We start from the raw sequence: 13,935 nt of genomic DNA on the forward strand, positions 1-13,935 counted from the left end.
GGACCGCATCCTGCGAAGCCCTGCGAGCAGCGGCAATTCCCTGCGGGGAATGGCAGAGACGACGATACGGCGGCTACAACTGCTCCTGTGAGCTTCCCTCAGGCGCTACGCGAGCGCCGCCGCCACCGCCGTCTCAGCCAGCTCGAACTCGCCCTGCGCGCCGGGACGACGCAGCGGCACGTCAGCTTCCTGGAGAGCGGCCGCTCCGAACCGGGACGGGCCATGGTCGTCCGGCTGGCGGAATCGCTCGAACTCCCGCTGCGCGAGCGCAACGACCTGCTCACGTCCGCCGGCTACGCGCCCGTCTACCCGCGGACGTCCCTGGACGACCCCGCGCTCTCCGCCGTCCGCACCGCGATCGAGCACGTCCTCGACGCGCACGATCCGTACCCGGCGATCGTGGTCGACCGGCACGGCGACCTGGTCACCGCGAACGCCGCGTTCGACGTCCTCACCGAGGGCATGGCGCCCGAGCTGCTCGAACCGCCCGTCAACGCGTACCGGATCGCCCTGCACCCGGACGGCCTCGCGCCGCGCGTCGCCAACTTCGCGGACTGGGCCCGGCACGTGCTGGACGGCCTGCGCAACGTCCTCGACCGCGACCCGGACGAACGCCTCGCCGCCCTCCACGCCGAACTGACCGGCTACGTCGGCCCGCGCACCGGCCCGCCCGGCGCGCTCGGCTTCGCCGTCCCGCTGCAGCTGCGGACCCCGGACGGCGAGCTGCGGCTCATGACGACGATGACCACGTTCGCGACCGCCACGGACGTCACCGTCGCCGAGCTGCGGCTGGAGGCGTTCCTGCCGGTGGACGAGGCGACCGCCGCGCTCCTGGCGAAGCGCGCCGCCGCCCGTCCGCCCACCGCCGGCCCGCCCACAGCCGGTCCGCCGGCCGCCGGTGCGTCCGCCGGGGTCAGGGACCGGTGACCTTCAGGTTGTCGAGGATGTCCTTCGTCGCGTTGCGGTCGTCGGTCTCCTTGACCCGGATCCACAGCCCGAACTTGCCCGCCTTGTCCTTGAGGCCGACCTCGGTCACCGACGGCGTTCCGCTCTTGCAGGCGGTGAACCGCGTGATGGTGCCGGTCAGCGCCCCGTCCGGGCTGGTGTAGTTCTCCGGCGCGCCCTTGGTGCACTGCGGGTGCACGGACGCGGTCGGCGGCGGCAGGTGGCCCGGCTGCACGTCGGTGGTCAGGCCGATGAACACGCCCGGCCCGGCGCCGTTGCCGAGGAACTGCTGCAGGTTCGGCGTCGCGCGCAGCACCGGGCGCGGCCCGGCGTCGGTCAGGTGCACGGTCGACGGCACCCACGTCTGCTCCTGCTGCCGCGGCCAGGTCTTCGGCACCGCCGTCTTGATCTTGCCGGACGCGTCGGCGATCGCGACGAAGTCCTTCGGGACCTTCGCCTTCTTGTCCGCGTTCTTCTTGCCGCCGCCGCCTCCGCCGGAGAGCATGCCGAGGGTCAGCCCGACGACCAGCGCGAGCGCCAGCACCGCCGCGGTGATGATCAGCGGCGTGACGAACTTGCGGGGCGCGGCGCCGCCTCCGGTCCCGCCGGGGCCGCCCGGACGGCCCGCGCCTCCGCCGGCGCCCTTGAGCTTGCCGAGCAGGCCGCCGGCCTTGCCCTGCTTCTGCCCCTGCCCGCCGGGGCCGGGAGGCGGCTGGAAGCCGGTGGGCGGCGGGCCGAACTGCCCGCCCGGACCGGGCGGCGGCCCCATCGGTGCGCCCGGAGACGCCCCTGGGGGCGGTCCCTGCGGCGACCCCGGAGGCGGCCCCTGCGGAGAGCTCTGGGGCGGTCCCTGCGTCGGGAACACGGCCGTCTTGTCGTCGCCGCCCTGCGGTGCCGCCGGAACCGGCGGCTGCGCCGACGGGTACGCCGCCGGCCCGAACGATTTCGTCCGGTCGTCGTCGGGTGCGGTCACCGGCTCCGGACCGCCATGGGGGCCGCCGCGCCCGGCCGGCTCGTCCATGATCGTCTGCTCGCCGGCGCGCGGCGCCGGTCCCGCGCCCGCCGGCAGCTGCATCTCCGACGTGCGGTCGTCGTCCTGCGGCTGGTCGAGCCGCGTGCGCAGCTCCTGCGGCGCGTTCGGCCGCGGCGACGGCTCCTGGCCCGCGGCCATGGTCTGGCCGGGCCCGGGCTGCTGGACCGGCTCCGGCGTGCGCGCCTGCCTCGCCCCGTCGTGGTAGAAGTCCTGGATGGTCGCGTCCGGCTCGATGCGGGGCGCGGGCGGCGCGTACGAGGGCGCCGGGCCCGCCGCCGACGGGTCCGGAGCGGACGGTCCGGGCGCCGCGGTGCCCGGCGCGGTCGTCGGCCGCAGCGTCGACAGCGCCTCGGCGAACGCCTCCGCCGTCGGCCACCGCTTCTCCCGCTCCACCTCCAGCGCCCGCAGCACGACCTGGTCGAACGCCGGCGACAGCCCCTCGCGGAGCTCGCTCGGCGGCGACTTCACCGGCGCCGGGCCCGGGGCCCGCCCGGTCAGCATGTGGTAGGTCAGCGCGCCGAGCCCGTACACGTCGGCCCGCACGTCCAGCCCGCCGCCGAACCGCGCCTGCTCCGGCGACATGTACCCGGGGGTGCCGACCGGCAGGGTGAACGCGCCCGACGCGTGCGCCAGCGCCTTCGCCAGCCCGAGGTCGGCGATCAGCAGCTTCTCGCCGCCGTCCGGCGTCGACTGGAAGAGCACGTTCGACGGCTTCAGGTCGCGGTGGATCACGCCCAGCGTGTTGATCACCTCGACGCCGTAGGCGATCTCCTCGGCCATCGCGACCGCGTCGCTGACCGGAAGTGGCCGCTCGCGCATCCGGTCCGCGAGCGTTCCGCGGTCGGCGTACGACATCACGAAGTAGGGTCGTCCGTCCGGAAGCTCCCCGATGTCGTGCACCCGCACGAGCCGCTCGGAGTCGGCGCGGCGCAGGATGCGCGCCTCCTCGAGGAAGCGATTGCGCACGTCGAGGTCGTCCAGGAGGCTCCCGGACAGGACTTTTATGGCGACCTGTGAGGCCAGCGCGTCGTCATGCCCCAGCCACACAGAGGCGAACGCCCCGGATCCCAGGACGCGATCGATTCGGTAACGGCCGACAGTAGGTGGGAAGGACACTCCCGTATCATGCCCAACAAACGGGGTGAGTGTGCGAACGAGCATTGAGGCACGGCATGGCATTCGATGAGCGGACCGAAGAGCTGGCAGTCAAGGCCGCCCAGGGTGACCAGGCTGCCCTCAACGAGCTGCTGCGCAAGATAGAACCGGACGTGCTGCGGCACGCCGCCCGGTTCCTGCCCTGCCGGCAGGACGCCGAGGAGGCGTGCCAGGACGCGTTGCTGCAGGTCGCGCGGAACATCCACCGGTTCGAGGGACGTTCCCGGTTCAGCACCTGGCTGCACGTCGTGGTCGCGAACTCGGCGCGCTCCACCTACCGCTCGCTGAAGCGCCGGTCGGTCGAGCAGGCCGGCGAGCTGCCGCAGCAGCGCCCCGACCCGCGCCGCACCAGCGTCATCGCCGGCTCCCGCGTCGACATCCTCGACGCCATGGAGGACCTGGAGGCCCGCAAGCCGGACCTCATCCAGGCGCTCGTGCTCCGCGACGTCTCCCAGCTGGAGTACGCCGAGATCGCCGAGCAGCTGAAGCTGCCGCTCGGCACGGTCAAGTCGCGCATCCACGAGGCCCGCAAGCAGGTGCGGCAGACGCTCGGCGAGTCCTACACCTGACCGTCCGGTCGCACCGCTTCCGCAGGTCGGCGCCGTCAAGCATCGGTAATCGGGCGGCAACCGTGCGTTCAGTCGCCGGGTCCGGCGGCCCCCGCTCCGCCACCATGCGGTGCATGTCATCCGGCCTCGAGACCCCGTCCGAACGCCCGATCTTCGTGATCGGCTGCCCGCGTTCCGGGACGACGCTGCTGCGGCTCATGCTGCACTCGCATCCCCGTATCGCGCTCCCGATCGAGACGCGGTTCGTGCTCCCCGCCTATACGGCGCGGGCACAGTTCGGTGACCTCGCGGACAGCCGGAACAGGCGTGCGCTCGCCGACTGGCTGACCTCCCGGCCGGCCACCCGGTTCCGCGATCTCGGCCTGGACGCCCGCGCGGTCACCGAGGAGATCGTCGCGGGGCCGCCGACCCTCGGGTCCGCCCTCGCCGTCGTCTTCCGCGCCTACGCGCGGCAGCACGGCAAGGTCCGCTGGGGCGACAAGCGCCCGAGCTACATCCGGCACGCCGGCGCGCTGCTGCGGATGTTCCCGGACGCCCAGTTCGTCCACCTGGTCCGCGACGGCCGGGACTGCGTCGCGTCCCTCAAGGAGATGCCCTGGTACGACCAGGACCTCAACCACGCCGTCTCCGTCTGGCGGGAGGCGATCGACACCGGCCGCCGGCTCGCCGCCCGCCTCGGCCCGGACACCTTCTACGAGCTGCAGTACGAGCGGCTCGTCGCCGACCCCGCCGACGAACTGCCCCGGCTGTGCGAGTTCCTCGGCGAGGACTACCACCCGGCGATGACGGCCCCGCAGGCCCTCGCGCAACGCATCGTCCCGCCGCAGAAGACGTGGCACGGCCTCACCCGCGACGCGGTCACCTGCGCCCGCGTCGGGTCGTGGGCGCAGCGGCTGGAGGCCTGGGAGATCAGCCTCGCCGAGGCCGCGTTCGGCGAGCGGCTCGCCGAGTACGGCTACGAGCCGAGCGGCCTGCCCAAGCCGCCCGCCGCCCGGCTCGCCCGCTTCGCCCGCACGGCCGCCCACCGCCGCATGGCGCAGAGCAAGGCCGAACTCCGCGAACGCTGGCAGCGCCGCCACGAACCGTGCCCCGTCGACTGCCGCCTGGCCCCCGTCGAGCATCCGGCGGAGACACCGCAGGAGAAGCTCCCGAACTAGCGCCCTCGCGGGGCGGCCCTCAGGCCCTCCGGCCTGACCGGCGCGGGCGGCCGGCTGGCGAGCGCCGTCGCGCCGGAGCGCGGGCCGCGCGCGCTCGGCGGGGACGGACTCGTGTCCCGCCGCGGACGCCGGTCAGTCGAGGGCCGCGAGCTGGTCGGCGAACCAGCGCTGGGGCGGGAGCGCGGTCGCCGCGGACACGAGCCGGACGCAGCGCTCGGCCCGCTGGTCGCGGGGCATCAGCAGAGCCTGGTGCAGCGCCTCCGCGGTCTGGGACACGTCGTACGGGTTCACCACGAGCGCGTCCTCCGACAGCTCCGCCGCGGCGCCCGCCTCGCGCGACAGCACCAGCGCGCAGCCCCGCTCGGACAGGACGGGCCCCTCCTTGGCGACGAGGTTCATCCCGTCCCGGATCGGGTTCACCAGCAGTACGTCCGCGAGCCCGTACGCGGCGAGCGACCGCGGGTAGTCGTCGTTGACCTGCAGGATCAGCGGCTCCCACGTCGCCGTGCCGAACTCCTCGGTGATCTGCTTGGCCATCCGCTGCACGGCCGCCGTGTACTCCCGGTACTCGGGCAGGTCGTAGCGCGACGGGTAGGCGAACGCGAGGTGCACCACGCGCCCGCGCCACTCCGGATGGTTGGTGAGCATCTCCCGGTACGCGGCCAGCCCCCGCACGATGTTCTTCGACAGCTCCGTCCGGTCGACCCGGACGATGAGCTGCCGGTCGCCCACCTGCTCGCGCAGCGCGCGCGCCCGCTCCGCCACGTCCTGCTGGGCGGCCCGCTCGCGCAGCGCCGTCCCGTCCACGCCGAGGCCGTGGACGCCCACGTGCGTGGTGTGCCCCGCGCACGTGACCGTGCGGGCGGCGCGGTCGACGCGCGCGCCGAGCACCACTTCGCAGCAGTCGAGGAACGCCGAGGCCCAGCGTTCGGTGAGGAACCCCGCGTGGTCCGCGCCGAGGATGCCCTGCAGGACCTGCGCGCCGATGTCGTCCGGGAGCAGCCGGAAGTACTCCGGCGGCGCCCACGGCGTGTGCGAGAAGTGCACGATCCTGAGGTCGGGACGCCGGTCCCGCAGCATCCGCGGCGCCAGCGACAGGTGGTAGTCCTGGACGGCCGCCTTCGCGCCCGGCGCCGCGTCCCGCGCCAGCGCGTCGGCGAACGCCGCGTTGTACGCCTCGTAGGACTGCCAGTCGCGCCGCGCGCGCGCATCGAAGTGCGGGCTGCGCGGGGTGTCGTACAGCAGATGGTGGACGAACCACAGCGTCGAGTTCGCGACCGCGTTGTACGCCCGGTGGAACGTCGCCGCCGGAATGTCCAGCATCCGGACGGCCGCGCCGCCCGTGTCGTGGCCCGCGAGGTCGATCCGCCCGTCCGGGGCGCGCCGCGCCGCCGTCCGGTCCGCCTCCCCGAGGCTCGCGCACACCCACAGCACGTCCTGCCCGGACGCCACTCCGGCGAGGCCCGACACGAGCCCGCCGCCTCCCCGCCGCATCTCCAGCGCGCCGTCGTCGGACAGCGAGAACGACACGGGCCCGCGGTTCGACGCCACCACCACTTGGCTCATACGGGAAGGGTCTCAGTTGTGACGGGGGTGCTTCAAAGTGGCCCGGGGGGAACACTTCGGGGCCGTTCCGCGGGCAGGCATCTGTACCGGAAGCGCCTTGGTTAGGGGGATTTACGCCGGGTACCCGGACGGAATGAGTCGGGCCGAGACCACCAAGACCGTCCTCGTCGCGGGGGCGGCGAACCTCCTCCTCGCCATCGCCAAACTGATCGCCGGGTCGCTCGCCGGATCGAGCGCGATGCTCGCCGAGGGCGCGCACTCCGTCGCCGACACCCTCAACCAGGGGTTCCTGTTCACCTCGCTGCGGCGCAGCGCCCGCCCGCCCGACCGCCGCCACCCGTTCGGCTACGGCAACGAGCGCTACTTCTGGTCGCTGCTCGCCGCGTTCGGCATCTTCGTCGCCGGCGGCGGCTTCTCCATCTTCGAGGGCGTCCTCACGATGAGCGGGCACGGCGGCTCAGCGGGCGACGTGTGGCTCGCCTACGGCGTCCTCGCCCTCGGCGCGGTGCTGGAGGGGACGTCCTGGGTCCGCGCGTTCACGCAGGCGCGCCGCGAGACCCGCGAGAACGGCCGCGACATCGTCGACCACGTCCGCCGGTCGCCCGACGTCACCTTCAAGGCCGCGCTGTTCGAGGACACCGCCGCCATGATCGGCCTCGCGTTCGCCGCCGCCGGTCTCGTCCTGCGGCAGCTCACCGGCTCGGAGTTCTGGGACGGCCTCGCCTCCGTCCTGATCGGCCTGCTGCTCGTCGCCGTCGCGTTCGTGCTCGGCCGCGACAGCATGGGCCTGATCATCGGCCGGGCCGCCGACCCCGCCGCGCAGCGGGAGATCCGCGCCGAGATCGCCGCGGCGCCCGGCGTCACCGGCGTCGACGACCTGCTCACGATGCACTTCGGCCCGGACGAGCTGCTCGTCGCCGCCCGGGTCAACTTCTCCGACGCCATCAGCGCCGACCAGGCCGAGGACGTCGCCGGCGAGATCGACCGCCGGCTGAAGGAGCGCGTCCCGATCGTCCGGCACGTCTTCCTCGACCCCACCCAGCGCACGCCCACCCGGCCCGCCGCCGACGAGCCCGCGTGATCAAGACCACCCCCGGGGTAACGTCTCACAGGGCGGACCCACCTGTCCGCCCTCCGGTCACGTCATGTAAAGTTCGCATACGAGTTGAAAGCGCTCGTTCGCTTGCTCGCGCTCGAGCTCGACAACGGAATACCGCTCATCCAGAGGGGTGCAGGAAGCACAGTGGCCCGACGGGCCGGTCTTCCAGCTCAGCCCCCTGACAACTGAATACCGCTCATCCAGAGGGGTGGAGGGACCGGCCCTGCGAAGCCCCGGCAACCACCCGGCTGAGGCGCACTCGCGATCCTGCGAGGCCGGCCGGGAGATGGTGCCAACTCCGGCCTGCGACCAAGGTGGCGCAGGGAAGATGGGGAGAAAGGCCTCGCCCTCATGGCACTTACGCCTGCCACGGACCTCGGACCCGCTACCGCCCTCGTCTGCCGCGAATGCGGCTCGAAGCGCGATCTCGGCCCCTTCTACGCGTGCGAGGAGTGTTTCGGCCCGCTGGAGATCGCGTACGACTTCGGCGGGATCACCCGGGCCGCCATCGAATCCGGTCCGCGCAACATCTGGCGCTACCGCGGGCTGCTGCCCGTCCCGTCGACCGTCGCCGACACCCCGAACACCGAGCCCGGCCTGACCCGGCTCGTCCGCGCCGACAACCTCGCCGAGAGCCTCGGCCTGCAGCGCCTGTGGGTGAAGGACGACAGCGGCAACCCGACCCACTCCTTCAAGGACCGCGTCGTCGCGGTGGCGCTCGCCGCCGCCCGCGAGCTCGGCTTCAAGGTGCTGGCCTGCCCGTCCACCGGCAACCTCGCCAACGCGGTCGCCGCCGCGGCGGCCCGCGCCGGGATCCGCAGCGCCGTGTTCGTCCCGTCGAACCTCGAGTCGCAGAAGATCATCACGACGGCCGTGTACGGCGGGACGTTCGTCACCGTCGACGGCAACTACGACGACGTGAACCGGCTCGCGTCCGAGATCGCCGGCGAGCAGGACGACTGGGCGTTCGTCAACGTCAACGTCCGCCCGTACTACGCCGAGGGCTCCAAGACGCTCGGCTACGAGATCGCCGAGCAGCTCGGCTGGCGGCTGCCCGACCAGATCGTGGTGCCGGTCGCGTCCGGCTCCCAGCTCACCAAGATCGACAAGGCGTTCCAGGAGCTGATCAAGCTCGGCCTGGTCGAGGACAAGCCGTACCGCGTGTTCGGCGCCCAGGCCGCCGGCTGCGACCCCGTGTCCGCCGCGTTCAAGGCGGGCCACGACGTCGTCCGCCCGGTCAAGCCCGACACCATCGCCAAGTCGCTGGCCATCGGCAACCCCGCCGACGGCCCCTACGTGCTGGACGTGGCGCGCCGCACCGGCGGCGCCGTCGAGGACGTCACCGACGAGCAGGTCGTCGAGGGCATCCGGCTGCTCGCCCGCACCGAGGGCATTTTCGGCGAGACCGCCGGCGGCGTCACCGTCGGCTGCCTGCGCAAGCTCGTCGACGCCGGCACCCTCGACCCGGCCGCCGAAACCGTGATCATCAACTCCGGGGACGGGCTCAAGACGCTGGACGCCGTCGCGCCCGTCGCCAAGCCGAGCGCCAACATCGCCCCGACGCTGGAGGCGTTCCGCGCCGCCGGCCTCGCCTGAGAACGAGAAGGAGCCAGCACATGAGCAGCGTGTCCGTCCGCATCCCGACGATCCTGCGGACCTACACCGGCGGCGAGGCGGAGGTGAAGGCGGAGGGCGCGACCCTCCGCGCCGTGGTCGCCGACCTGGAGGCCAGCTACACCGGCATCGCGGCCCGCATCCTGGACGACGCCGGCAAGATCCGCCGGTTCGTCAACGTCTACGTCGGCGACGAGGACGTCCGGTTCGCCGAGGGCCTCGACACCGCGACCCCCGCGGGAACCCAGATCTCGATCATCCCCGCGGTCGCGGGCGGCTGACCGCCACCGGCCATCCGTCCTCCGTCCCCGGGCACCGTCGCGGCCGCCGGGTGGGGTCGATCCCGATCATGCCGGGTCGACCCCGCCCGCGGCGCGGCGCCGCGGAGACGCGGATGATCCGCGGTCCCCGCGGTAGCAGGGGCGGGGGCCGGGGCACGGTCGAACGGCGGGCCGGGAATGGCGCAGGGCACGGTCAAGTGGTTCAACGCCGAGAAGGGGTACGGCTTCATCGCCGTCGACGGAGGCCGTGACGTCTTCGTCCACCATTCGGCGATCCAGATGGACGGCTACCGCACCCTCGAACAGGGCCGGCGCGTCGAGTTCGAGATCACCCAGAGCGACCGAGGCCCCCAGGCCGACGCCGTCCGCCCCCTCTGACCCGCGCGCTCCAGGCAATTGCGGGCACGGCGCGGAGGGATACGGTCAAGGTCCGGCTTTCCTGCTCAGACCACTGCCCCGCCTCAGTGATCCATGACGCAGGCGAGGCTCAGCAGTCGACGACGTGGCGGAGCAGGCCCGGCCTTCCGTCCATGACGTTCGGGCGGTCGAACGCCACCTGGCCATTGGCCTCGCTGAGGCTGAGCCATTCCGGGCTCGTTCTGAGCGCCGTCCGCAAGCGATTCTTCATGACGCCGGCCGATGCGGCCGCGGTCTATCCCTGCGTGAGATTTCCGCTCGCCAAAGGGATCGGAATCGAAACACGTGACGGCCAGGCACTCGCCGGCGCGTGGGCCCGATCGGATCCGCGAGTCGCCGGTTCACCCCGCGCGGCGTCTTGCTGCTGGCGGCGTCCTGCGCCGATGAGCTCCGCCGCTACGCCACCGGCGGCGCGGGCGTACGGCTCTGCGGCATACCGGCGCAGGACTGCGCGCAACGGGGCACGTCGACACATGTCCGGTGGCGAGTCGCGGCCTTAGGTGCAGGTCAGGACGAGTCCGGACAAGTCGATGAAGACGAGTGCGGCGAGGCTGTGCGGCGCTTGCACTCGAGGGGGTAGAGTGCTAAAAAACGGTTGGCACTCTACTGTGGAGAGTGACAGCTTCACAGTCTGGGTCGGGGCGACGAGGCCCCAGTCCGGTGGCGGAATGGCAGCCGCCGGGCGCGGGGCCGTCCGTCGCGGGCGTCGGCTCGATCCTTTAAGCCACCTTGTTCCGGGAGGACTAGGAGCCTATGGCTGCAAAGATGATCGCGTTCGACGAGGAGGCCCGGCGCGGCCTCGAGCGCGGCATGAACCAGCTCGCCGACGCCGTGAAGGTGACCCTCGGTCCCAAGGGCCGCAACGTCGTGCTGGAGAAGAAGTGGGGCGCCCCCACGATCACCAACGACGGTGTGTCGATCGCCAAGGAGATCGAGCTCGAGGACGCCTGGGAGAAGATCGGCGCGGAGCTCGTCAAGGAAGTAGCGAAGAAGACCGACGACGTCGCCGGTGACGGCACGACGACGGCGACCGTGCTGGCCCAGGCGCTGGTCCGCGAGGGCCTGCGCAACGTCGCCGCCGGCGCCAACCCGATGTCGCTGAAGCGCGGCATCGAGGCCGCGGTCGAGCGGGTCAGCGAGGAGCTGTCCAAGCTGGCCAAGGACGTGGAGACCAAGGAGCAGATCGCCTCCACGGCGTCCATCTCCGCGGGCGACCCGCAGATCGGCGAGATGATCGCCGAGGCGATGGACAAGGTCGGCAAGGAAGGCGTCATCACGGTCGAGGAGAGCCAGACCTTCGGTCTGGAGCTCGAGCTGACCGAGGGCATGCGCTTCGACAAGGGCTACATCTCGCACTACTTCGTGACCGACCCCGAGCGGATGGAGGCGGTCCTCGAGGACCCGTACATCCTGATCGTTCAGGGCAAGGCGTCGGCCAACAAGGACCTGCTGCCCGTCCTCGAGGGCGTCATGCAGTCCGGCAAGCCGCTCCTGATCATCGCGGAGGACGTCGAGGGCGAGGCCCTGGCGACCCTGGTCGTCAACAAGATCCGCGGCATCTTCAAGTCCGTGGCCGTGAAGGCCCCGGGCTTCGGCGACCGCCGCAAGGCCATGCTCGGCGACATCGCCACGCTGACCGGCGGCCAGGTCATCAGCGAGGACGTGGGTCTCAAGCTGGAGAACACCACGACCGACATGCTGGGCCGCGCCCGCAAGGTCGTCATCACCAAGGACGAGACCACCATCGTGGACGGCGCCGGTGACGCCAACGAGATCGCGGGCCGGGTCAACCAGATCCGCACCGAGATCGACAACACCGACTCCGACTACGACCGCGAGAAGCTCCAGGAGCGCCTGGCCAAGCTCGCGGGCGGTGTCGCGGTCATCAAGGCCGGCGCCGCGACGGAGGTCGAGCTCAAGGAGCGCAAGCACCGCATCGAGGACGCCGTCCGCAACGCGAAGGCCGCGGTCGAGGAGGGCATCGTCCCCGGCGGTGGCGTCGCGCTGCTGCAGGCCGGCACCAAGGCGTTCGACAAGCTGGAGCTCGTGGGCGACGAGGCCACCGGTGCCAACATCGTCAAGCGCGCTCTGGAGGAGCCGCTGAAGCAGATCGCCGTGAACGCCGGCCTCGAGGGCGGCGTCGTGGTGGAGAAGGTCCGCAACCTGACCCCGGGTGAGGGCCTGAACGCCGCGACCGGCGAGTACGTCAACATGTTCGACTCCGGGATCCTCGACCCGGCCAAGGTGACCCGGTCCGCGCTGCAGAACGCCTCGTCGATCGCCGCGCTGTTCCTGACCACCGAGGCCGTCATCGCCGAGAAGCCCGAGAAGAACCCGGCCCCGGCGGGCGGCATGCCCGACGCCGGCGGCATGGACTTCTGATCGAGCCCATGACCCGGACGATCGGGACCGGCTGACCGTACCGGCGGCCTCACGATCGTGTGGTGACCCAAGGGGCGGTTCCTTCGGGAACCGCCCCTTTCGGCATCTCCGAAGGCGGCCTCGTGGACACGGCCGCTTCGGGAACGCGGGGGCCGCCCCCGGCCGTTCGAACAGCGGGAGCGGTCTCCCGGCCGACAGGAGATGCTTTCCGCGCGGAGCCGAACGGAGAACGGGTGTGCAGGTGAGCGGCATCGGCAGCGGCGCCCGCCCGTACGGTCCGTCCCGGACGGCTTCCCCTGAGGGGCCGGTGTTGGCAGGATCGCCGCTTGGACGGCGCGTCCCGCATGCGCTGCCCGACCGATCCGGCGGACGGCCCGCGCGAGCGGCCGATGAGGCAGGAGAACGCGTGAGCGAAGTGTTCAGCTCCCCGGTGCTCAAGGTGGAACAGCCGCGCAGGGGCCCGTTCGCCAAATCGAGGTACCGGGTCCTCGACCGCGACGGCACCGTCCTGGCCGTCGCCGGCGAGACGGGCGAGAAGGGGCGCGCGGAGACGCTGCGGACGCTCTTCCCCGGCAAGTCCGACCTCGACGCCCACGTGGTGCTGCTGACCACCCCGAGCGGCGAACCGCTCTACGTGGTGGACAAGCGGCGGGGGCGCGAGCTGACGGAGGTCCACGGCTCCGAGGGGGAACTCGTCGGCTCGTTCGTCACCGAGCGCGTCGGCCGCCGGTACGTCCTCCGGGACGCGGAGGGCGGCAGGCTCGGCACGATCGCGGTGGACCTGCCGCGCAACAACTTCGAGGTGATGGACACCGACGGCGGCAAGGTGGCGCACGTCCGCAAGAAGTGGGCGGGCCTCGCCACCCATCTGCTGACCACGGCGGACAAGTACGACGTCGAGATCTTCGACCCGGTCCGGGAGCCGCTGCGCACGATGGCGGTGATGACGGCCATCGTCATGGACCTGAACCTGCACGAGTCGAAGGACATCACCTGACGGACGTCCGCACGCGGCTGTAGCTCGCGCGGACGCGCATGCGGACGTGTGGCGGCCTCCTCGGGTGACCGCCGCCGGCGAAGCCGAGGGCGCCGTCCAATCCGGTCGAGCGCTCTGGCGGCGCGTCGGCAACGAAAATTTTCTGCCGGAGGGAACGAGTGGAATGCCCCTTTCGACAGGGGCGTTCCGCGACAAACCTCAAGGTCAGACGGGTGTGGCCGGGGACGTGCGCGCCTGAGACGTCCGAACCGTCCCAGGCGATTGCCGCGAGCCGGTTTGACGTCGGCGGACGGTGGGCATACTGTTCACTTCGCCCCACAGGGGAGCGGGACGCCGGAAGGCGGCCGGCCCGATGGGGAAACCACCACTCAGCAGCCGACACGGCTTCGCCGTGTCAGCCGTGCAGTGATGGCGTCGGTAAGGCCCGATTTTGCAAATCGAGCCGGATCTGATGAAATGGCAACACCGCCCGAAAGGGACGCGCAAGCGGACCGGAAAGGCAATCGGAAAAGCCCGGAAATTGACACTCCGAGCGGATCTGATAAAGTAAGAGCAGTCGCCCCGGGGCGGGAAACGCGAGAGCGGGTCCAGCACGGTGGGTGTCCGTTTCTTGAGAACTCAACAGCGTGTTAAAAGCCAGTGCCTTTATCGACCTGGCCGGTTAGGCCGGGTCGCCCCGTGCCATCTCCTTCGGGGGGTGGTGGGGATTTCTTTGAGGCA

Annotated in this window: 12 protein-coding genes and 1 riboswitch; of the genes, 9 read left to right on the plus strand and 3 right to left on the minus strand. The window is 71.8% G+C overall.

Features of this window, described 5'->3' with window-relative positions; translation table 11 throughout:
* Positions 1-87 precede the first annotated feature (87 nt).
* Positions 88-927 (plus strand): helix-turn-helix domain-containing protein, encoded by an 840-nt coding sequence (locus J4557_RS41210; protein WP_208272262.1) that lies wholly within the window; start codon positions 88-90, stop codon positions 925-927.
* Here the strand turns inward: J4557_RS41210 and J4557_RS41215 are convergent.
* A complete protein-coding gene (locus J4557_RS41215) occupies positions 914-3,139 on the minus strand; it encodes a serine/threonine-protein kinase (RefSeq protein ID WP_243777164.1) in 2,226 nt (741 codons plus the stop codon). The genes J4557_RS41210 and J4557_RS41215 overlap by 14 nt on opposite strands.
* 11 nt (positions 3,140-3,150) lie before the next feature.
* Here J4557_RS41215 and J4557_RS41220 point away from each other — a divergent pair, with 11 nt between their 5' ends.
* Positions 3,151-3,702 (plus strand): RNA polymerase sigma factor, encoded by a 552-nt coding sequence (locus J4557_RS41220; protein ID WP_151545333.1) that lies wholly within the window; start codon positions 3,151-3,153, stop codon positions 3,700-3,702.
* Positions 3,703-3,815: 113 nt separating this feature from the next.
* Entirely contained in the window at positions 3,816-4,859 is a 1,044-nt protein-coding gene (locus J4557_RS41225; RefSeq protein WP_243777165.1) for a sulfotransferase family protein, read from the plus strand.
* Positions 4,860-4,991: 132 nt separating this feature from the next.
* Here the strand turns inward: J4557_RS41225 and J4557_RS41230 are convergent, their stop codons facing one another.
* Positions 4,992-6,425, minus strand: a complete 1,434-nt coding sequence (locus J4557_RS41230; RefSeq protein WP_208272264.1) for an alpha,alpha-trehalose-phosphate synthase (UDP-forming) — start codon at positions 6,423-6,425, stop codon at positions 4,992-4,994.
* A 133-nt stretch (positions 6,426-6,558) separates the two neighbouring features.
* Between J4557_RS41230 and J4557_RS41235 the strand changes: the two genes are divergently transcribed.
* The 4 genes from J4557_RS41235 to J4557_RS41250 all read left to right on the plus strand — a co-directional run bounded on the left by J4557_RS41235 (position 6,559) and on the right by J4557_RS41250 (position 9,797).
* A complete protein-coding gene (locus tag J4557_RS41235; protein WP_208272265.1) occupies positions 6,559-7,506 on the plus strand; it encodes a cation diffusion facilitator family transporter in 948 nt (315 codons plus the stop codon).
* 211 nt (positions 7,507-7,717) lie between these two features.
* Positions 7,718-7,859, plus strand: a riboswitch (SAM riboswitch).
* 16 nt (positions 7,860-7,875) lie between these two features.
* Positions 7,876-9,120 (plus strand): threonine synthase, encoded by a 1,245-nt coding sequence (gene thrC / locus J4557_RS41240; protein ID WP_208272266.1) that lies wholly within the window; start codon positions 7,876-7,878, stop codon positions 9,118-9,120.
* A 20-nt stretch (positions 9,121-9,140) separates the two neighbouring features.
* Entirely contained in the window at positions 9,141-9,419 is a 279-nt protein-coding gene (locus J4557_RS41245; protein ID WP_173096670.1) for a MoaD/ThiS family protein, read from the plus strand.
* A gap of 177 nt (positions 9,420-9,596) precedes the next feature.
* Positions 9,597-9,797: a cold-shock protein gene (locus tag J4557_RS41250; protein WP_208272267.1), complete on the plus strand. Its 201-nt coding sequence runs from the start codon at positions 9,597-9,599 to the stop codon at positions 9,795-9,797.
* 109 nt (positions 9,798-9,906) lie between these two features.
* Here J4557_RS41250 and J4557_RS41255 read toward each other — a convergent pair whose 3' ends face one another.
* Entirely contained in the window at positions 9,907-10,047 is a 141-nt protein-coding gene (locus J4557_RS41255) for a hypothetical protein (protein WP_208272268.1), read from the minus strand.
* A gap of 542 nt (positions 10,048-10,589) precedes the next feature.
* On the opposite strand from J4557_RS41255, the gene groL reads away from it, so the two are divergent.
* Both groL and J4557_RS41265 read left to right on the plus strand, forming a co-directional pair.
* Positions 10,590-12,218, plus strand: a complete 1,629-nt coding sequence (groL, locus tag J4557_RS41260; protein ID WP_208272269.1) for a chaperonin GroEL — start codon at positions 10,590-10,592, stop codon at positions 12,216-12,218.
* 406 nt (positions 12,219-12,624) lie between these two features.
* Positions 12,625-13,215, plus strand: a complete 591-nt coding sequence (locus tag J4557_RS41265; protein WP_208272270.1) for a phospholipid scramblase-related protein — start codon at positions 12,625-12,627, stop codon at positions 13,213-13,215.
* Positions 13,216-13,935 lie beyond the last annotated feature (720 nt).

Source organism: Actinomadura nitritigenes, assembly GCF_017573545.1.
In the GTDB taxonomy this organism is placed as follows: domain Bacteria; phylum Actinomycetota; class Actinomycetes; order Streptosporangiales; family Streptosporangiaceae; genus Spirillospora; species Spirillospora nitritigenes.

Coding starts and splice junctions, on each gene's coding strand:
- J4557_RS41215 (WP_243777164.1), bottom strand. CDS start 3,139: ATGCTCGTTCGCACACTCACCCCGTTTGTTGGGCATGATACGGGAGTG.
- J4557_RS41220 (WP_151545333.1), top strand. CDS start 3,151: ATGGCATTCGATGAGCGGACCGAAGAGCTGGCAGTCAAGGCCGCCCAG.
- J4557_RS41225 (WP_243777165.1), top strand. CDS start 3,816: ATGTCATCCGGCCTCGAGACCCCGTCCGAACGCCCGATCTTCGTGATC.
- J4557_RS41230 (WP_208272264.1), bottom strand. CDS start 6,425: ATGAGCCAAGTGGTGGTGGCGTCGAACCGCGGGCCCGTGTCGTTCTCG.
- J4557_RS41235 (WP_208272265.1), top strand. CDS start 6,559: ATGAGTCGGGCCGAGACCACCAAGACCGTCCTCGTCGCGGGGGCGGCG.
- thrC (WP_208272266.1), top strand. CDS start 7,876: ATGGCACTTACGCCTGCCACGGACCTCGGACCCGCTACCGCCCTCGTC.
- J4557_RS41245 (WP_173096670.1), top strand. CDS start 9,141: ATGAGCAGCGTGTCCGTCCGCATCCCGACGATCCTGCGGACCTACACC.
- J4557_RS41250 (WP_208272267.1), top strand. CDS start 9,597: ATGGCGCAGGGCACGGTCAAGTGGTTCAACGCCGAGAAGGGGTACGGC.
- J4557_RS41255 (WP_208272268.1), bottom strand. CDS start 10,047: ATGAAGAATCGCTTGCGGACGGCGCTCAGAACGAGCCCGGAATGGCTC.
- groL (WP_208272269.1), top strand. CDS start 10,590: ATGGCTGCAAAGATGATCGCGTTCGACGAGGAGGCCCGGCGCGGCCTC.